At 76.4% G+C, this 21,658-nt stretch carries 1 protein-coding gene (running past one end of the window); it reads left to right on the top strand.

The window, feature by feature from the left end; genetic code table 11:
- Nucleotides 1-21,658: the 5' portion of an SDR family NAD(P)-dependent oxidoreductase gene (locus ACZ61C_RS31160; RefSeq protein ID WP_465311412.1), read on the top strand. The gene runs 5,597 nt beyond the window's last position; the window shows 21,658 of its 27,255 coding nt (coding positions 1-21,658); its start codon is at nucleotides 1-3; its stop codon lies beyond the right edge, outside the window.

Consider the following 21,658-nt stretch of genomic DNA (forward strand, 5'->3'; position numbering starts at 1 on the left):
GTGGATCGAGCCGAGCACGTTGCCCGCGAAGGTGCCGTCGCGATCGTGGGGCTGGCCTGCCGGCTGCCCGCGGCGCCCGCGCCCGGCGCGTTCTGGACCCTGCTGCGCGACGGCGCCGACGGCACCACCGAGGTCCCGCCGGCGCGCCGCGCCTCCGTCCCGCCCGAGACCCGCCGCGGCGGTTTCCTGTCCGAAGTGGACACTTTCGACGCCGCGTTCTTCGGCATCCCCGCCCGGGAAGCCGCGACCATGGACCCGCAGCAGCGCCTCGCCCTCGAACTGGGCTGGGAAGCCCTCGAGGACGCGCGGATCGTCCCGTCGCGGCTGGCCGGCTCGCCGACCGGCGTCTTCGTCGGCGCGAGCGCGGACGACTACGCGACGCTGCTCAAGCGCGGCGGCGCGAACGCGATCGGGCACCACACCCTCACCGGGCAGAGCCGCGCCGTCGTGGCCAACCGCATCTCCTACACCTTCGGCCTGCGCGGGCCGAGCCTGTCGGTGGACACCGGGCAGTCGTCGTCGCTGGTCGCCGTGCACCTCGCCTGCGAGGCCCTGCGCAGCGGCGAGGCCGAGCTGGCGCTGGCCGGCGGGGTCCAGCTCAACCTGGCCCCGGAGAGCACCATCGCCGCCGACCGGTTCGGCGGCCTCTCGCCCGACGGCCGCTGCTACACCTTCGACGAACGCGCCAACGGCTACGTCCGCGGTGAGGGCGGTGGTTTCGTCGTCCTCAAGCCCCTGGCCGCCGCCCTGCGGGACGGCGACCGCGTCCACTGCGTCATCGAGGGCGGCGCGGTCAACAACGACGGCTTCAGCGAAACCCTCACCACCCCCAGCGCCGACGCGCAGGAAGCGGTCATCCGGGCCGCGCTGCGCCGCGCGGACGTCCCCGCCGACGCCGTCCGGTACGTCGAGCTGCACGGCACCGGCACCCGCGTCGGCGACCCCCTCGAAGCCGCCGCGCTCGGCGCCGTCTTCGCACCCGGCCGCGGGGAAGACCCGCTGTGGGTCGGCTCGGTCAAGACGAACATCGGGCACCTCGAAGGCGCCGCCGGGGTCGCGGGCCTGCTGAAGGTCGCGCTGGCGCTGTCCCACGGCGAAGTCCCGCCCAGCCGCAACCACGAGCACCCGAACCCGGCCATCCGGTTCGACGACTGGCGCCTGCGCGTCGCCGTCGACCCCGTGCCCTGGCCGGAGAAACCGGCCTATGCCGGGGTGTCGTCCTTCGGCATGGGTGGCACCAACTGCCACCTCGTGCTCTCCGCCGCGCCCCCGGCCGCGGAGCCACCCCGGCGGACCTCGTCCGAAGCCGCCCCCTGGGTGCTTTCGGCCCGCACCCCGGGCGGCCTGCGTGGTCAGGCCCGCGCCCTGACCGGCCTCGACGCCGACCCGCTCGACGTCGCGCACTCGCTGGTCACCACCCGCGACGCGTTCCCGCACCGGGCCGTCGTCCTCGAGGCCGGCGCGCTGCCCGCGCTCGCGGCCGGCGAGCCGGCGGCGGACGTCGTCACCGGCACCGCCGGCGAGCACCGGCTGGCCGTCCTGTTCCCCGGCCAGGGCGCCCAGCGGCCCGGCATGGGCCGCGCGCTGTACGAGCGGTTCCCGGTGTTCGCCGAGGCGCTCGACGAGATCTGCGCGCGCTGCGACACCGAACGCCCATTGCGGGACGTGCTGTTCGCCGAACCGGGCTCGGCCGACGCCGCCGTGCTCGCCGAGACCGGGCACACCCAGCCCGCGCTGTTCGCCTACGAAGTCGCGCTGTACCGGCTGTTCTCGTCGTGGGGCGTCGAGCCGGAGCTCGTCGCCGGGCACTCGGTCGGCGAGATCGCCGCCGCGCACGTCGCCGGCGTGCTCTCCCTCGACGACGCCTGCGTGCTGGTCACCGCCCGCGGCCGGCTGATGGGGTCGCTGCCGCCGGGCGGCGCGATGGTCTCCGTCCGCGCCGCCGCCGGCGAGGTCGAGCCGCTGCTGGGCGACGACGTGGTGCTCGCCGCGGTCAACGGACCCGCGTCCGTCGTGCTCGCCGGTCCCGAAGAGCCGGTGCTGGCGCTGGCCGCCCGGTTCGAGGCCGACGGCCGGAAGGTGACGCGCCTGGCCGTCTCGCACGCGTTCCACTCGCCGCTGATGGACCCGATGCTGGCCGAGTACCGCCGGGTCGTCGAGCAGCTCGACCTGCGCCCGCCGCGGCTGCCGATGGTCTCGACGGTGACCGGCCGCGTGATCCGCCAGGCCCAGCTGTGCTCGGCCGACCACTGGGTCCGCCAGGCCCGCGACACCGTCCGCTTCGCCGACGCCGTCACCACGCTGGCGCACCAGGGGACGACGGCGTTCCTCGAGCTCGGCCCGGACGGCACGCTCACCTCGCTGGTCCGCGCCTGCCTCGGGACCGACCCGGTGACCGTGCGCTCGTCGCGCTCCCGGCGCCCGGAGGACTTCGGCGCGGTCGCCGCGCTGGCCGAGCTGCACGTCCACGGCGTCGGCGTCGACTGGACGGCGCTCACCGCCGGCGGCCGGCCGGTCGACCTGCCCACCTACGCCTTCGACCGCGGCCGCCACTGGTTCGACGCGCCCGAGCCCGCCCCGGTGGCCGTCCCCCTCGACCGCGATCTGCTCGCGCTCGTGCGGGCCGAGGCCGCCGCGGTCCTCGGCGCCGAGGTCGACCCCGGCACGCCGTTCCGCGAGCTGGGTTTCGACTCGGCGATGAACGTCGACCTCGCCGTCCGCCTCGGCGCGGCCACCGGCCGCACGCTGGCGACGACCGAGCTGTTCGACCACCCGACCGCCCGCGCGCTGGCCGGGCACCTCGCCGGGGGCGCCGCGGCGAGCGCGCCCGCCGTCACCTCGGCCGGGGACGCCGACCCCGTCGTGATCGTCGGCGTCGGCTGCCGCTACCCCGGCGGAGTGGCGTCTCCGGAGGACCTCTGGCGGCTCGTCGAGTCCGAAGTGGACGCGATCGCCGCGATGCCCGCCGACCGCGGCTGGCCCGCGTCGGTGCTCGGCACCGGGCGCCCGGGCGGCTTCCTCGCCGACGTCGCCGGGTTCGACGCCGGCCTGTTCGGCATCTCGCCGCGCGAAGCCCAGGCGATGGAACCGCAGCAGCGGCTCGTGCTCGAAGTCGTCTGGGAGACCCTGGAACGCGCCGGCATCGCGCCGTCGTCGCTGCGCGGGACCCGGACCGGCGTGTTCGTCGGCGCCACCGCGCAGGACTACGGTCCGCGGCTGGCCGAAGGCACCGGAGACGCCGAAGGGTACGTGCTCACCGGCACCTCGCCGAGCCTGGTCTCCGGCCGGGTCGCCTACGTGCTCGGCACCGGCGGCCCGGCCGTCACGGTGGACACGGCGTGCTCGTCGTCGCTGGTCGCGCTGCACCTGGCCGTGCGGTCGGTGCGGTCGGGGGAGACGTCGCTGGCCATCGCCGGCGGGGTCACCGTGATGGCCGAGCCCGGCATCTTCGTCGAGTTCGCGAAGCAGGGCGGCCTGTCCGAAGACGGGCGCTGCAAGGCGTTCGGCGACGGCGCGGACGGCACCGGCTGGGCCGAAGGCGTCGGCATGGTCGTCGTCGAACGGCTTTCGCGCGCCCGCGAGCTCGGCCACGACGTCCTCGCGGTCGTGCGCGGGTCCGCGGTCAACTCCGACGGCGCGTCCAACGGCCTCACCGCGCCCAGCGGCCCGGCCCAGCAGCGCGTGATCCGCGAGGCCCTCGGCGACGCGGGCCTCACCCCCGCCGACGTGGACGTCCTCGAAGCGCACGGCACCGGCACCCGGCTCGGTGACCCGATCGAAGCCCGCGCCGCGCTCGCGGTGTACGGCCAGGACCGGGAAACCCCGCTGCTGCTGGGATCGGTGAAGTCGAACATCGGCCACACGCAGGCCGCGGCCGGGGTCGCCGGCGTGCTCAAGATGGTCGCGGCGCTGCGGCACGGCACCGTCCCGCGCACGCTGCACGCCGACAGTCCGTCGTCCCATGTGGACTGGACGGCGGGCGCGGTCGACCTGGTCACCGCGGCCCGCGAGTGGCCCGAGGCGGGCCGGCCGCGCCGCGCGGCCGTGTCGTCGTTCGGCATCAGCGGCACGAACGCGCACCTGATCCTGGAACAGGCCCCGGCCGACGTCGTCGCCGGGCCCGCGCGCGAGGTCGTCGCGACCGCCGTCCCGTGGGTCGTCTCGGCGCAGTCCGAAGCGGCTCTGCGTGCGGCCGTGGACCGGCTCCGGACGGTGGCCGCCGACCCGGTCGACGTCGGGCACTCCCTGGTCACCACCCGGTCGTCGTTCGACCGCCGGGCCGTGCTGCTGGGCGGCGCCGAGATCGCGAGCGGCACCGCGCCCGCCGTCGAGCCCGCCGTCGCCGCGGTGTTCGCCGGGCAGGGCACCCAGCGCCCGGGCATGGGCCGTGAACTGGCCGCCCGCTTCCCCGTCTTCGCGGCCGCGTACGCCGACGTCTGCGCACACTTCCCGGCCGAGGTCGCCGCGGCGATCGGCACCGGCGACCCGGCCGTGCTCGACCGCACCGGGGTCGCCCAGCCCGCGCTGTTCGCCTTCGAGGTCGCGTTGTTCCGGCTCGCCGTGGCACTCGGCGTGCGCGTGGAGCGGGTGGCCGGGCACTCGATCGGCGAGCTGGCCGCGGCGCACGTCGCCGGGGTGCTCGACCTGCCGGACGCGTGCGCGCTCGTCCTCGCGCGCGGCCGGCTGATGGAGGCGCTGCCCGAGGGCGGCGCGATGATCGCCTTGCAGGCCAGCGAAGACGAGGTCCGGCCGCTGCTCACCGACGGCGTCGCGATCGCCGCCGTCAACGCGCCCGAGTCGCTCGTCGTCTCCGGCGACGAGGAGGCGCTGCTGCGGCTGGCGGCGTCGTTCGAGGAGGCCCGGCGGCTTTCGGTGTCGCACGCCTTCCACTCGCCGCTGATGGCGCCGATGCTCGACGACTTCCGCCGCGTCGCCGCGGAGCTGACCTTCCACGAGCCGGTGCTGCCGGTCGTTTCGACGGTCACCGGCCGCCCGGTGCGACCCGGCGAGCTGACCGACCCCGGCTACTGGGTGCGCCAGGTCGTCGCGACCGTCCGGTTCGCCGACGCGCTGAAGTCGTTGCGGGACGAAGGAACCGGCGCCTTTGTCGAGATCGGCCCGGACAGCACGCTCTCCGGGCTGGTCGCGCGCACGCTGCCCGATGCGGCGCCGGTGCCGCTGCTGCGGTCGGACCGTCCCGAGGAGACGGCGTTCGCGACCGCGCTCGGCCGGCTGCACGTCCTCGGCGTCGAGCCGGACTGGACGGCGTTCTACGCGGGCACCGGCGCGCGCCGGGTCACCCTGCCGACGTACGCCTTCCAGCACGAACGCTTCTGGGCCACCGCCCGCCCCGCGGCCCGGCCCTTCGACCGCTCCGGCCATCCGCTGCTCGGCGCGCCCGTCGAACTGCCCGGCGAAGACGGCGTCGTGCTCACCGGGCACGTCTCGCCGGACACGCTGCCCTGGCCCGCCGGGCACGTCGTCGACGACCGGATCCTGTTCCCCGGCACCGGGTTCGTCGAGCTCGCGCTGCGCGCCGGCGCCGAGGTCGGCTGCGGCGCGCTCGCCGAGCTGACCCTCACCGCGCCGCTGCCCCTGACCGGCGACGGCGTGACCGTCCAGGTCCGCGTCGGCGCCGACGACGGCGGCCGCCCGGTCACCGTCCACTCCCGCGCCGGCGACGGCACGTGGACCGGGCACGCGACCGGCCGGCTGGTCCCGGCCGTCCCGGCGCCGGTGCTCCCCGCGGGCGGCGGGCGCGGCGAGCCGATCGACGTCGAGGAGCTGTACCCGACCCTGGCCGCCGCCGGGCTGGACTACGGGCCGGCGTTCCGCGGGGTCCGCGCGGCCTGGCACGAAGGCGACGACCTGTGCGCGGACCTCGTGCTGCCGCAGGAAGCCGGGGATCCCGCGGGTTACCTGCTGCACCCGGCCCTGTTCGACGCCGCGCTGCACCTGGTGCCGTTCCTCGGGCTCGACCCGCGCCCGCGCGCCCGGCTGCCGTTCGTGTGGTCGGACGTCGGCCTGCACGCGGTCGGCGCGTCCGCGCTGCGGCTGCGGCTGCGCCGTCTCGGTCCGGACACCGTGACGCTGTCGGTGACCGACCCGGAGGGCGCGCCCGTCGCCACCGTCGGCTCCCTGGTGCTGCGGCCCCCGGCGGACGCGGGCCCGGCGGCGGCGCCGCTGCTGCGCGTCGAGTGGACACCGAAGGACCTCGGCGCCCCGGCGGAGCTGACCTGGGCCGTCGTCGGCGCCGACGACCACGGCTTCGGCGCGCTGCTGGCCGGCCGGCACGCGGTCCCGTCGTCGGCCGACGTCCTGCTCGTCCCGGTCCCGGACCCGGTGGGCCTGCCGTTCCCGGCCGGCGTCCGCCTGGTGACCTCGACCGTGCTGAGCCACCTGCGCGGGCACCTCGAAGACGACACACGACTGGTGTTCGTCACCGGCGGCGGCCCGGTCGCCGCGGCGGCCGAAGGGCTCGTCCGCTCGGCCCAGGCGGAACGGCCGGGCCGGTTCTTCCTGCTCTCCGGCGTGCCCTCGGCGGCCGAGCTGGCCGCGCTGCCGACGTCCGGCGAGACGGCGGTCCGGGTCCGCGACGGCCGCGTCGAGGTGCCGCGGCTCGCGCCGGTCGCCGCCACCGAACCCGCGGCGGTCGACTGGGGTGGCGGCGCCGTCCTGGTCACCGGGGGCACCGGCGGCCTCGGTGGCCACCTCGCGCGTCACCTGGTGACGGCCCACGGCGTGCCGCGGCTGGTGCTGGCCGGCCGCCGGGGCGCCGACGCTCCCGGCGCCCGCGAGCTGGCCGACGAGCTGACCGCGCTCGGCGCCGAGGTGGCGCTGGCCGCCTGCGACGTCTCCGACCGCGAGGCGGTTGCGGCGCTGCTCGCCGCCCACCCCGTCACCGGTGTGGTGCACGCCGCCGGGGTCCTCGACGACGGTGTGCTCGCCGCGCTGACCCCGGACCGGCTCGCGCGCGTTCTCGCCCCGAAGGTCGACGCGGCCTGGCACCTGCACGAACTGGCGCCGGACCTGGCGGCGTTCGTCGTGTTCACGTCGGTGTTCGGTGTGCTCGGCAACGGCGGCCAGGGCGCGTACACCGCGGCCAACGCGGCTCTCGACGAGCTCGTCCGCGTCCGCGCCGCCGCCGGGTTGCCCGCCCGCGCGATCGCGTGGGGCCCGTGGGCGCGCGACGGCGGCATGACCGGCACGCTGTCCGAAGCCGCCCTGCGGCGGATGGCGCGCGCCGGGCTGCCCACGCATTCGGTCGCCGACGGCCTGGCCTGGTTCGACGCGGCGCTGGCCGGCGCCGAGCCCGCGGTGGTGGCCGCGCACGTCGACCGCGCCGCGCTGCGCGCCCTGGACGTCGTGCCGCCGGTGTTCCACCGCCTGGCGCCGCCCCGCCCGCGGCGCGCGGCCGCGGCGGCGACCGACTTCGGCGCACTGGTCGTGGCGACGGTGGCGAACGTCCTCGGGCACGCGTCCGCGGCGTCGGTCGACTCGTCGCTGACCTTCCGCGAGCTGGGCCTGGACTCGCTGACGTCGGTCGAGCTGCGCAACCGCCTCGCCGAAGCGACCGGTCGGCGGCTGCCCGCGACGCTCGTCTTCGACCACCCGACCCCCGACGCCGTCACGGAGTTCCTGGCGGCGGGCGACGAACCGGCCCGGCGCCCGGCCCGGGTGGCGGCGCGCGAGGACGACCCGGTGGTGATCGTCGGCATGGCCTGCCGGTACCCGGGCGGCGTGGCCTCGCCGGAGGACTTCTGGGAGCTGCTGACCGAGGGGCGCGACGGCATCACGCCGGTCCCCGCGGACCGCGGCTGGCACACTCCCGGCACCGGTTTCGAAGGGGGCTTCCTGCACGGGGCCACCGGGTTCGACGCCGACTTCTTCGGCATCTCACCGCGCGACGCGCTCAGCGCCGACCCCCAGCAGCGGCAGCTCCTCGAGGTGTCGTGGGAGGCGTTCGAGCGGGCCGGCATCGACCCCACCTCGTTGCGCGGGAGTGACACCGGGGTCTTCGCGGGGGTGATGTACCACGACTACGCGGCGCTCCCGCGGGATCCCGGCGCGCGCGGCTTCGACGTCAACGGCACCGCGGGCAGCATCGCCTCCGGCCGGGTCGCCTACGCGCTCGGCCTGGAAGGCCCGGCGGTCACGGTGGACACGGCGTGCTCGTCGTCGCTGGTGGCGCTGCACTGGGCGGCGCGGGCGCTGCGGGCGGGGGAGTGCTCGCTGGCGCTGGCCGGTGGGGTCACGGTGATGTCGACCCCGGCCACGTTCCTGGACTTCGCGCGCCAAGGCGGCCTCGCGAGCGACGGCCGTTGCAAGTCCTTTTCGGACGACGCCGACGGCACCGGCTGGTCCGAGGGTGTCGGCCTGCTGGTGCTGGAGCGGCAGTCCGACGCCGTCCGTAACGGACACCGCGTGCTGGCGGTGCTGCGCGGGTCCGCCGTCAACTCCGACGGCGCGTCGAACGGGCTCACCGCGCCGAACGGCCCGTCGCAGCAGCGCGTGATCCGCGCCGCGCTCGCCACCGCCGGTCTGTCCACTTCGGACGTCGACGTCGTCGAAGCGCACGGCACCGGAACGACTCTGGGTGACCCGATCGAGGCGCAGGCGCTCCTGGCCACCTACGGCCAGGACCGCGAAACCCCGTTGCTGCTCGGGTCGGTGAAGTCGAACATCGGCCACACCCAGGCGGCGGCCGGGGTCGCCGGGATCATCAAGATGATCCTCGCCATGCGCCACGGTGTGGTGCCGAAGTCGCTGTGGTCGGAGACGCCGTCGTCCCATGTGGACTGGTCGGCCGGGTCGGTCGAGCTGCTCGCCGACGCGCGGGAGTGGCCGGTCGCCGAGCGGCCGCGCCGGGCCGGGATCTCGTCGTTCGGGATCAGCGGCACCAACGCGCACGTCGTGATCGAGGCGCCGGCGGCCGGTTCGGCGCCCGCGGCCGGGCGTCCGGTGGTGCCGTGGGTGCTTTCGGCGCGTTCGGAAGCCGCGCTGGACGAGCAGGTCACGCGCGTCACGGGTGCTTCCCCCGCGCCGCTCGACGCCGGGTTCACCCTGGCCACCGCCCGGGCCCGGTTCCCGCACCGCGCGGTCCTCCTGGCGACCGCCGACGGCGTGCGCGAGGTCGCGCGGGGTGTCGCGGCGCCGGGGCCGCTGGCGTTCCTGTTCACCGGGCAGGGCGCCCAGCGGATCGGGATGGGCCGGGAGCTGGCCGCGGAGTACCCGGTGTTCGCGGAAGCCTTCGACGAGGTCCTGGCGTTGTTCGACCCCGCGGTGCGCTCAGTGGTGTGGGGGGTCGACGCCGAAGCGCTGGCGGAGACCGGGATCGCGCAGCCGGCGTTGTTCGCGGTCGAGGTCGCGCTGGCGCGGCTGCTGGCGGCGTGGGGTGTCCGGCCGGACTTCGTCGCCGGGCACTCGGTGGGCGAGATCGCGGCCGCGCACGTGGCCGGCGTGCTTTCCCTGGCCGACGCGTGCGCGCTGGTGTCGGCGCGGGGCCGGCTGATGCAGGCCCTGCCGCGCGGCGGCGCGATGGTGGCGGTCGAAGCGTCCGAAGAGGACGTTCGCGCGGCGCTGGTCCCGGGCGCCGGCCTCGCGGCGGTGAACGGGCCGCGGTCGGTGGTGGTGTCCGGCGACGAGGCCGCGGTGGCGGCGGTGGCGGCGCGCTTCGCGAAGTCGAAGCGGCTCGCGGTGTCGCACGCGTTCCACTCGCACCTGATGGACCCGATGCTGGCGGAGTTCCGCGCGGTCGTGGCGGAGCTGACGTTCGCGCCCCCGGTGGTCCCGGTGATCGCGGCGGGCGACGTGACGTCCCCGGAGTACTGGGTCGAGCACGTGCGTGCGACGGTCCGCTTCGCCGACGCGCTCGGCCGCCTGACCGCGGCGGGGGTGACGACGTTCGTCGAGCTCGGCCCGGACGCGGTGCTGTCGGGCCTGGTCGACGAGCCGGCGGCGGTGATGGCGCCGCTCCTGCGCCGCGGCCGCCCGGAGACCGAGACGGTCCTGGAAGCGTTGGGACGCCTGCACATCACGGGCTCCACAGTGGACTGGCCGGCGTGGTTCGCCGGTTCGGGCGCGCGGGTCGTGGACCTGCCGACGTACGCGTTCCAGCACCGGCGCTTCTGGCCGGCGGCCCCGGGACACCCGCTGCTCGGCGCGGCCCTCGACCTGTCCGACGGCGGCGTCGTCCGCACCGGCCTCCTCACGACGGCGACCCAGCCGTGGCTGGCCGACCACACGGTCCAGGGCGTCCCGGTCCTCCCGGGCACGGCGTTCGTCGAGCTGGCTCTCACGGCGGGCGCGGACCTGGCCGTGGACGAGCTGACGATCGAGTCCCCCCTGGAGCTGACCGCGGACCACGACCTGCAGCTGCGCGTGGCAGCGCCGGACGAGGAGGGCGGACGCGAGTTCACGGTGTCGTCCCGCCCGGCGGGGGCGGACGAGCCTTGGCAGCAGCACGCGAGCGGCCGCCTGCTCCCGGAGGCGGCGCTGGTCACGGGCGCGACCGGGTTCGCCTCGCCCGACGGCGGGCAGGCGGGCGCGCCGGGTTTGTGGTCGCCCGCCGATGCGGCATCCGGCCCGGCCGACACCGGCCACCCAGGCACGCCGGGTTTCTGGTCGCCCGCGGATGCGTCGTCGGGCTCGCCCGGCACCTGGCCCCCCGCCGGCGCCGAAGCCCTCGACCTCACCGATCTCACCGACCGCCTCGCCGCCGACGGGCTCGGTTACGGCCCCGCCTTCCCCGGCCCCGCCCTCGCCTGGCGCCGTGACCACGAGATTTTCGCCGAAGTCGCCCTCGCCGAACCTCACCGCCCCGACGCCGCCGCCTTCGGCCTGCACCCTGCCCTCTTCGACGCGACCCTCCGGCTCGTCTCCCTGCTCGACCCCGGCCACACCGGCGGCGTCCCGTTCTCCTGGCACGGCGTCACCCTGCACGCCACCGGCGCCGCCGCCCTGCGCGTGCGGCTCACCCCGGCTGACGGCGGCCTCCGCGTCGCCGCCACCGATCCGGCCGGGACTCCCGTCGTCTCCGTCGACCGCCTCGTCCTGCGCCGGCCCGGCGCCGCGAAGGCCCCGCGCCCGCTGCTGCGGCTCGAGTGGACACCCGTCACCACCCGGGAACCCGCGCCGGACTTCGACGTCCTCGCCGTCGCCGGTGACCTGGCCGACGTCCCGCGGTCGCTGCGCGAGGTGACCGGCCGCGTGCTGGCGAAGCTCCAGGACACCCTCGCCGGCGAGCGCACCCTTGTGGTCGTGACGCCGCCCGGCGACCCGGTCGCGGCCGCCGCCGGCGGGCTCGTCCGCGCCGCCCAGGCGGAGCACCCCGGCCGGTTCGTGCTCGTCGAGACCGATGGCTCCCTCGAGCCCGCCGAAGCCGTCGCCACCGGCGAACCCGTCCTGAAGATCGACGACGGCCGGGTCCTCGCCGCCCGGCTCGCCCGCGTTACCGAAGCGCCGGCCGGGCCCGAAGGCCGCGACGGCACCGTCCTCATCACCGGCGGCACCGGCGGGCTCGGCAGCGCCGTCGCCCGGCACCTCGCCGCCCGCGGCTGCCGCGACCTGCTGCTCGTCAGCCGCTCCGGCACCGCCGACCCGGGCCTGCTCTCCGAGCTGGGCGACCGCGTCGAGGTGGCGGCCTGCGACGTCGGCGACCGCGGCGCCCTCGCCCGGCTGCTCGAAGGCCGCGACATCACCACCGTCGTCCACGCCGCCGGCGTCCTCGACGACGGCACCCTCGCCGCCCTCACCCCCGAGCGCTTCGACACCGTCCTGCGCGCCAAGGCCGACGCCGCCTGGCACCTCCACGAGCTCACCGCGCCCGGCACCGAGCTGGTCTTCTTCTCCTCCGTCGTCGGCACGTTCGGCGGCGCCGGCCAGGCGAACTACGCGGCCGCAAACGCTTTCCTCGACGCTCTCGCCCGCCTCCGCCACACCGGCGGCCGCCCCGCCGTGAGCCTCGGCTGGGGCCCGTGGGAGTCCGGCAGCGGCATGACGGCCACACTGTCCGAAGTGGACCTGCGCCGCCTCGCCGAAGCCGGGCTGCCGCCGGTCACCGTCGAAACCGGCCTCGCCCTCTTCGACGCCGCTCGTGGCGCCGGCGAGCCCGCGCTCCTGCCGCTGCCGCTCGACCTCGCCGCCGTGCGGCGGCTGCCGGAAGTCCCGCACGTCCTGCGCGGGCTGGTCCGGCCCGGCCGCCGTCGCGCCGCCGCGGGGTCGGCGCAGGCCGGCGACCTGGTCCGCACCCTCACGCCGCTGCCCGCCGCCGAGCGGGCCGAGGCGCTCGCCGGGCTGGTCGCCACGCACGTCGCGCTCGCCCTCGGGCACGCCGACGCCGCGGCGATCGACCCCGCCCGCTCGTTCGCCGACCTCGGCTTCGACTCGCTCAGCGGCGTCGACCTGCGCAACCGGCTCGCCGCCGCCACCGGGCTGCGGCTGCCCAGCACGCTGGTGTTCGACCACCCGACCGTGACCGCGCTCGCCGCGTACCTGCTGGCCGAGCTGGTCGACGCCGGCCCGCCGGCCGCCGAGGTCCGCCGCGCCGCCGCGAGCACCGGCGACCCGGTGGTCATCGTCGGCATGGCCTGCCGCTACCCCGGGGGTGTCCGCACGCCCGACCAGCTCTGGGAGCTGGTCCGCGACGGCCGCGACGCCGTCTCGGAGTTCCCCGCCGACCGCGGCTGGGACCTCGACGCGCTCTACGACCCCGACCCCGCCCACGCGGGCACCTCCTACACCCGGCACGGCGGGTTCCTGCACGACGCGGCCGAGTTCGACGCCGAGTTCTTCGGCATGAGCCCGCGTGAGGCCCTGGCCACCGACGCCCAGCAGCGCCTGCTGTTGGAGACCTCGTGGGAGGCGGTCGAGCGCGCGGGCCTGGACCCGGCGGCGCTGCGCGGCACCGCGACCGGCGTGTTCGCCGGGGTGATGTACCACGACTACAGCCGCCTGCTCAGCGGCAGCGAAGACGCCGAGGGGTACCTGACCAGCGGTAGCGCGGGCAGCGTGGCGTCCGGCCGGGTGTCCTATGTGCTCGGTCTGGAAGGCCCGGCGGTCACGGTGGACACGGCGTGTTCGTCGTCGCTGGTGTCGCTGCACCTGGCCGCGCAGGCCCTGCGGTCGGGGGAGTGCGACCTCGCCCTGGCCGGCGGGGTCACGGTGATGGCGACCCCGTCGACGTTCGTCGAGTTCTCGCGGCAGCGCGGCCTGTCCGCGGACGGGCGCTGCCGGTCCTTCGGCGACGGCGCGGACGGCACCGGCTGGGCCGAGGGCGCCGGGATGCTTTTGCTGGAACGGCTTTCCGACGCGCGCCGCCACGGCCACCCGGTCCTGGCCGTGGTGCGGGGGAGCGCGCTCAACCAGGACGGCGCGTCCAACGGGCTCACCGCCCCGAACGGCCCGTCGCAGCAACGCGTCATCCGCGCGGCGCTCGCGAACGCCGGTCTGTCCCCTGTGGACGTCGACGCCGTCGAGGGCCACGGCACCGGCACGCCCCTGGGTGACCCGATCGAGGCGCAGGCGCTCATCGCGACCTACGGCCGGGACCGGGAAACGCCGCTGCTGCTCGGGTCCGTCAAGTCGAACCTCGGGCACACCCAGGCCGCCGCCGGGGTCGCGAGCGTGATCAAGATGGTCCTCGCGATGCGCCACGGTGTGCTGCCGCGGACCCTGCACGCGGACACGCCGTCTTCACGCGTCGACTGGGAAGACGGCGGTGTCGCCCTGCTCGGCGAGGCCACCGAATGGCCCGCGAGCGACCGGCCGCGCCGGGCGGCGGTTTCGTCGTTCGGCATCAGCGGCACGAACGCCCACGCCATCCTCGAGCAGCCCCCGGCCGGCCCGGAGACGCCCGCCGCGCCGGTGCCCGCGGTCGTGCCGTGGCCGCTGTCGGCCAAGTCCGAGCCCGCGTTGCGCGCCTGGACCGAAAGCACAACCGGGCTCGAAGGCAGCCCGCTCGACGTCGGGTACTCCCTCGCCGCCCGCTCGCGGTTCGCGCACCGGGCAGTCGTCCTCGCGGCCGGCGACGACCGGCGGACGGTCACCGGTGCCGCGACGCCGGGGAAGACCGCGTTCCTGTTCAGCGGCCAGGGCGGGCAGCGCGCGGGGATGGGCCGGGAGCTGGCCCGCCGTTTTCCGGTGTTCGCCGAGGCCCACGCCGCCGTGCTCGCCGAGTTCGGCCCCGAGGTGGCCGGCGCCGTGCGCGGTGACGACCAGGATCGCTTGGACCGCACGGAGTTCGCGCAGCCCGCGTTGTTCGCCGTGCAGGTCGCGCTGCTGCGGCTGGCCGAGTCGTGGGGCGTCACGCCCGACGTCGTCGCCGGGCATTCGATCGGCGAGATCGCCGCCGCGTACGCCGCGGGAGTGTTCTCGCTGGCCGACGCGTGCCGGCTCGTGGAGGCACGGGGCGCGTTGATGCAGGCGCTCCCGGACGGGGGCGCGATGGTCGCGGTCGTGGCGGGCGAGGACGAGGTCCGGCCGCTGCTCGGCCCGGACGTCGCGATCGCCGCGGTGAACGGGCCGCGCTCGGTCGTCCTGTCCGGACGAGCGGAAGCGGTCGCCGAGGTGGCCGCTCGGTTCGAGAAGACGCGGCGGCTCACGGTGTCGCACGCGTTCCACTCACCACTGATGGAGCCGATGCTCGCGGAGTTCGCCGAAGTCCTGAGCGGAGTCACCTTCTCTGCACCGCGCCTGCCGTTCGTGTCCACTGTGGAGTCCGGCGTGGATCCGTCCACGGTGGACTACTGGGTGCGGCACGCGCGGGAAGCGGTCCGGTTCGCCGACGCCGTCACGGCGTTGACGGCGGCCGGGGTCACGCGGTTCGTCGAAGCCGGTCCGGACGGCGTGCTGTCCGCGCTGGTGCCGGACGGGCTCGCGGTGCCGCTGATGCGGCGCGACCGCGGTGAGGAGGTCGCGTTCACCGAGGCCGCGGCCCGGCTGTTCGTGGCCGGGGTGGACGTCGACTGGCGGCCCGCGCTGGCCGGCGGCCGGCCGGTGGAGCTGCCCACCTACCCGTTCCAGCGCGAGCGGTTCTGGCCCGCGCCGCGGCCGGTGCGGGCGGCCGGCTCGATGGCGCACCCACTTCTGGACGACGCGGTCGCGCTGGCCGGCTCGGACGAGCACGTGCTCACCGGGCGGCTGTCGACGGCCGCCCAGCCGTGGCTCGCCGAGCACGTCGTCGCAGGGGCGACGCTCCTGCCCGGCACGGCGCTGGCCGAACTGGCGATCCGCGCGGGAGACGAGTGCGGCTGCTCGCGGATCGACGAGCTGACGATGGCCGTCCCGCTGGTGGTGCCGGCGTCGGTGCAGGTGCGCGTCGGCGAACCGGACGAGCGCGGCGCCCGGCCGGTGTCGATCCACTCACGACGGTCCGAAGAGGACTCCTGGACCGAGCACGCCACCGGCTCGCTGAGCCCGGCGGCGGAAGTGCCCGCGTCCGGTCTCGGTGCGTGGCCGCCCGCGGACGCGGAACAGGTGCCACTGGAAGGCTTCTACGCGGACTTCGCGGCGGACGGGTTCGCGTACGGCCCTCGCTTCCGCGGCCTGCGGGCGGCGTGGCGCCGCGGCGGCGAAGTGTTCGCCGAAGTGGCGCTCGACGCCGAGCACCACGCGGAAGCGGCGGAGTTCGGCCTGCACCCGGCGTTGCTGGACGCGGCCCTGCACGCCCTCACGCTGCGCCCGGGCACCCCGGCGCGGGCACTCCCGTTCTCGTGGCGCGGAGTGTCCCTGCACGCGGCGGGCGCGGTGACGCTGCGCGTCCACGTCCGCGACGACGGCGTCACGCTGACCGACCCCGCCGGGCACCCGGTCGCCACGATCGACGCCCTGGACCTGCGCGAACACCGTCCGACCGACCAGCGCTCCGACGCGTTGTTCACCCTGGCGTGGACCCCGGTGCCGGTACCCGCCCCGGCGCCGTCGGCCGTCCTGTGGGGCGAGAACCCGTTCACCCTGCCCCTTCCCACCACGACGGACCTCACCTCGGCGCCCCTGGTGGTGGCGTGTTTCGCCGGCGACGGCGACATCCCGGCCTCGACGCACGCGCTGACCTCCCGCGCCCTGGACCTGGCCCAACGCTGGGTCACGGAGTCGGCGACGGGCAAGCTGGTGTTCCTGACCCGCGGCGCGACCACGGGAGCGGACCTCCCGGCCGCCGCGGTCTGGGGCCTGGTCCGTGCGGCCGAGGCCGAGCACCCGGGCCGCTTCGGCCTGCTCGACGTCGACGAGCCCGTCTCCCCGGAGCTCCTCCTGGCCGCACTGGCCGGCGAAGAACCGCAACTCGCCATCCGCGCCGGCACCCTCCTCGCCGCCCGCCTCACCCCGGAGCTTTCACGTGAAAGCGGCGACCTGGGGGCGGAGCTTTCACGTGAAAGCTCCGCCTTCGGGGGGCGTGACGGGAGTGTTCTCGTCACCGGGGGAACGGGTGGGCTGGGGGCGATCGTCGCCCGGCACCTCGTCGCGACCGGGAAGACCCGCCGGCTGCTGCTGGTGAGCCGCCGGGGAGCCGAGAGCCCGGGGGCCGGCGAACTCGTCGCCGAGCTCACCGCGGCCGGGGCCGAGGTCGCCGTCGCCGCCTGCGACGTCGCCGACCGCGCGGCTCTCGAGCTGCTGCTGCGAGGCCGCGACATCACCGCCGTCGTCCACTCCGCCGGCGTTCTCGACGACGCCCTTCTCACCGACCTCACCCCCGAGCGCCTGGCCGTCGTCACGCGGCCGAAGGCCGACGCCGCCTGGCACCTGCACGAGCTGACCGCCGACGGCACCGACCTCGTCCTCTTCTCGTCGGTCTCCGGCACCCTGGGCCTGCCCGGCCAGGGCAACTACGGCGCCGCCAACGCGTTCCTCGACGCCCTCGCCGAACACCGCCGCGCCCGCGGCCTGCCCGCCACGAGCCTCGCGTGGGGCCCGTGGGTCGCCACCGCCGGTATGACCGCCGAGCTCGGGGACACCGGTCTCGACCGGCTCGCCCGCGCCGGTTTCCCGCCGCTCGCTGTCGACCAGGGCACCGGACTCTTCGACGCCGCCCTCGCCGCCGGCGCGCCCGTCGTGCTGCCCGTGCGGCTCGACCGGGCCGTCCTGCGCCGGCGTGACGACCTCCCGTACCCGCTGCGTGGTCTGGTCCGCGCCCCGGCGCGCCGCGCGACGGCCACCGCGCAGCGGCGGCTGCGTTCTCGCGCGGAGGCCGCAGCGGTCGTCGCGAACGAGGTCGCGCACGTCCTCGGCCACCGCGGCACCGGGCGGATCACCCCCGACCGGTCGTTCGCCGACCTCGGCTTCGACTCGCTCACCGCCGTCGAGCTGCGCAACCGGCTCACCGCCGCCACCGGGCAGCGGCTGCCCGCGACGCTCGTGTTCGACCACCCGACCGTCGGCGCCCTGGTCGACCACCTCGCCGGGGACACCCCGGTCGAAACGCCCCTCACCACGAAGGCCGTCGACGGCGACCTGGTCGTCATCGTCGGCATGGCCTGCCGCTACCCGGGTGGGGTCGCCTCGCCCGAGGACCTGTGGCGGCTGGTCGAGCGCGGCGGCGACGCCGTCACCGAGTTCCCGTCGAACCGCGGCTGGGACCTCGCCGCGCTCTACGACCCCGACCCCGCGCACCCCGGCACGTCGTACACGCGCCACGGCGGGTTCCTGCACGACGCCGCCGACTTCGACGCCGGCTTCTTCGGGATGAGCCCGCGCGAGGCCGTCGCGACCGACGTCCAGCAGCGCCTGCTGCTCGAAACGTCCTGGGCGGCCGTGGAAAGCGCCGGGGTCGACCCGTCGGCGCTGCGGGGCAGCGCCACCGGGGTGTTCGCCGGGGTGATGTACGGCGACTACAGCCGCCTGCTCGACGGCGGTGAGGACGCCGAGGGGTACAAGACCAGCGGCAGCGCCGGCAGTGTCGCCTCCGGCCGGGTCGCGTACGCGCTCGGGCTCGAAGGCCCCGCGGTCACCGTCGACACCGCGTGTTCGTCGTCGCTGGTCGCGTTGCACTGGGCCGCGCAGGCCCTGCGCGCCGGCGAGTGCGACCTCGCCCTCGCCGGCGGCGTCACGGTGATGTCGACGCCGACGGCGTTCGTCGAGTTCTCCCGCCAGCGCGGCCTCGCCGCCGACGGCCGCTGCAAGCCCTTCTCCGCCAGTGCCGACGGGGTCGGCTGGTCCGAAGGGGTCGGCATGCTCGTCCTCGAACGGCTCTCCGACGCCGAGCGTCACGGCCACGAGATCCTGGCCGTGGTCAAGGGATCCGCGGTCAACTCCGACGGCGCGTCCAACGGCCTCACCGCGCCGAACGGCCCTTCGCAGCAACGCGTCATCCGCACCGCGCTCGCCACCGCCGGACTGTCCACTTCGGACGTCGACTTCGTCGAGGCGCACGGGACCGGCACGACGCTGGGCGACCCGATCGAGGCGCAGGCGCTGCTGGCCACCTACGGCCAGGATCGCGAAACCCCGCTGCTGCTGGGTTCGGTGAAGTCCAACATCGGCCACACCCAGGCCGCGTCGGGCGTCGCCGGGATCATCAAGGTGGTGCAGGCGATGCGCCACGGCGTCGTGCCGCGCACGCTGCACGTCACCGAGCCGTCCGGGCACGTCGACTGGACCGCCGGCGCGGTCGAGCCGGCCACCGTCGCGACGGCCTGGCCCGACGCCGGGCGCCCCCGCCGGGCCGGGGTGTCGTCGTTCGGGATCAGCGGCACGAACGCCCACGTCATCCTGGAGCAGCCCACGCCGCGCGTGGTTGCCGAGCGGCCGGCGGCGCCCGAGGTGCCGTGGCTGCTCAGCGCCAAGACACCGGAAGCGTTGCGCGCCCAGGCGAACCGGCTCAGTGTCCACATCGGACAGCGCGACCCACGCGACGTCGCGTGGACCCTCGCCCGCGGCCGGGCCCGCTTCGACGAGCGGGCCGTCGTGTTCGGCGAAGCCGCGCTGACCGCGCTCGCCGCCGGCCGCGAGCACCCGGACGTCGTCACCGGCGTGGTCACCCCCGGCCGGACGGCGTTCCTCTTCTCCGGCCAGGGTTCCCAGCGCCTCGGCATGGGCCGCGAACTGGCCGCCGACCCGGCGTTCGCCGCCGCGCTCGACACCGTCCTCGCCGAGCTGGACCCGGCGGTCCGCGACGTCATGTGGGGCGACGACGCCGCGGCGCTCGACCGGACGGAGCACACCCAGGCGGCGTTGTTCGCCGTCGAAGTCGCGTTGTTCCACACCCTGGCCGCGCGGGGCGTCCGCCCGGACTACGTCGCCGGGCACTCGATCGGCGAGCTGGCCGCCGCGCACGTCGCCGGGGTGTTTTCCCTGGCCGACGCGGCCCGGCTGGTCACCGCCCGCGGCCGGCTGATGCAGGCCCTGCCCGCCGGCGGGGCGATGGTCGCCCTGCGTGCCGCCGAGGACGACGTCCGGCCGCTGCTCACCGGCGGGGCCGCGCTGGCCGCCGTCAACGGGCCGCGCTCGGTGGTCGTGTCCGGTCCGGAAGCCGCCGTCTCGGCGGTCGCCGCGCATTTCGGCGACGTCAAGCGGCTCCCGGTCTCGCACGCCTTCCACTCGTCGCTGATGGACCCGATGCTCGCCGAATTCGGCGAAGTCGCCGCCGGGCTGACCTACCACGAGCCGGCGATTCCGGTGGTGGCGAACGGAAGTGTCACCGATCCCGCGTACTGGGTGCGCCAGGTCCGTGACACGGTCCGCTTCGCCGACGCCCTGCGCGCCCTGCGGGCGTGGCACGTCGACAAGTTCGTCGAGGTCGGCCCGGCCGCGGTCCTCGCCGGGCTCGCCGCGGGTGACGACGACGCCCTCGTCGTGCCGGTGCTGCGCCGCGACCACGACGAACCCAGCGCCTTCCGCGCCGCGCTCGCCCGCCTCTTCGCGGCCGGCCTGCCGGTCGGGTGGGACGGCCTCGCCGACGGCCGCGCGGTCCCGCTGCCGGGGTACGCCTTCCAGCGCGAACGGTTCTGGCCCGCGGCACGGCAGGCCACCGGCGACCCCGCCGGCCTCGGCCTCGCCGCGGCCGCGCACCCGCTGCTCGGCGGCACGGTCGACCTCGCCGACGGCGCCGGTCAGCTGTACACCGGTCGGGTCTCGTTGGCCGCGCAGCCGTGGCTGGCCGACCACACGGTCCTCGGCACGACCGTGCTGCCCGGCGCGGCCTTCGCCGAACTGGCGTTGCACGCCGGCGCGGCCGTGCGCGAGCTGACCGTCGTCGAGCCGCTCGTCGTCCCGGCGGACGGCGCCGTGCACCTGCAGGTCCGCGTCGCGGCCCCGGGCGAAGACGGGCTGCGCGACTTCGCCGTGTTCGCCCGGGCCGAAGGGGACGGCGGGCCTTGGACCCGGCACGCGACCGGCGTTCTCGAACCGGACACCGCCGTCGCGGCCGGGACCGCGGCGGTCCCGGCCGGCGCCGAGCCGCTCGACCTCGGTGACGCCTACGACCGGCTGGCCGCGCTCGGCCTCGGGTACGGACCCGCGTTCCAGTGCCTGCGCCGCGCCTGGCGCCACGGCGACGAGGTCTTCGCCGAGCTGAGCCTCGGTGACGAGCCGCCCGCGGCCTTCGGGATCCACCCGGCGCTGCTCGACGCCGCCCTGCACGCCGTCGCCCTCACCGCCGGGCACGCCCGGCCGCACGTGCCGTTCAGCTGGCGCGGGATCCGTTTGCACACCACGGGCGCGTCGCTGGTGCGCGTCCGGATCACCCCGGCCGGCGAGCACGCCGTCTCACTGTCTTTCGTGGACGGTGACGACCACCCGGTCGCGGAGGTCGACGCGGTGACCTTCCGGCCGGCGACCGCCGCCCGCACCCGCGCCCAGGACGCGCTCTTCCGCCTCGGCTGGGTCCCGGTCACCCCGGCCCGGGGCGACCGGCCGGAGCGGGTCGTGGTCACCGCCGACGGCCCCGCTCGGGCCCTGGAGCTGGTCCGCGACTGGCTCGCCGAACCCCGCGACGCCGAGCTCGTCTTCCACACCACCGGCGCCACCGACGGCTCCGACCTCGCCGCGGCCGCCGTGTGGGGCCTGGTCCGGGCGGCGCAGTCCGAGCACCCGGGCCGCTTCGTGCTCGTCGACTGCGCCGACCCGGCCGACATCGACCTGGTCGCGGGGGAGCCGCAGGCCCGGGTGCGCGACGGCGTCGTCGAGGTGCCGCGGCTCGCGAAGGCCGCCGCCGAACCCGCCCCGCTGGGCTGGGACCCCGACGGCACCGTGCTCATCACCGGCGGCACCGGTGGTCTCGGCCGCCTGCTCGCGAAGCACCTGGTGACCGCGCACGGCATGCGACGGCTGCTGCTGCTCAGCCGTGGTGGCCGGGCCGACGTCACCGACCTGACCGACGCCGGGGCCGAGGTGACCGTCGCCGCGTGCGACGTCACCGATCGCGCCGCGCTCTCCGCCGTCCTCGAAGGCCACCGGCTGACCGCCGTCGTGCACGCGGCCGGTGTCCTCGAAGACGGCACCGTCGAGACGATGACCGACGCTCAGCTCGACCGCGTCTGGCGCCCGAAGGCCGAGGCCGCGTGGCTGCTGCACGAGCTGACCGCGGACCTCGCCGGGTTCGTGCTGTTCTCCTCGGTCGCCGGCACGATCGGCGGCGCCGGACAGGCCAACTACGCCGCCGCCAACGCCTACCTCGACGCGCTCGCCGAGCACCGCGCCGCCCGCGGGATGCCCGCCGTCTCGCTCG

It is taken from the genome of Amycolatopsis sp. NPDC104587, assembly GCF_055583645.1.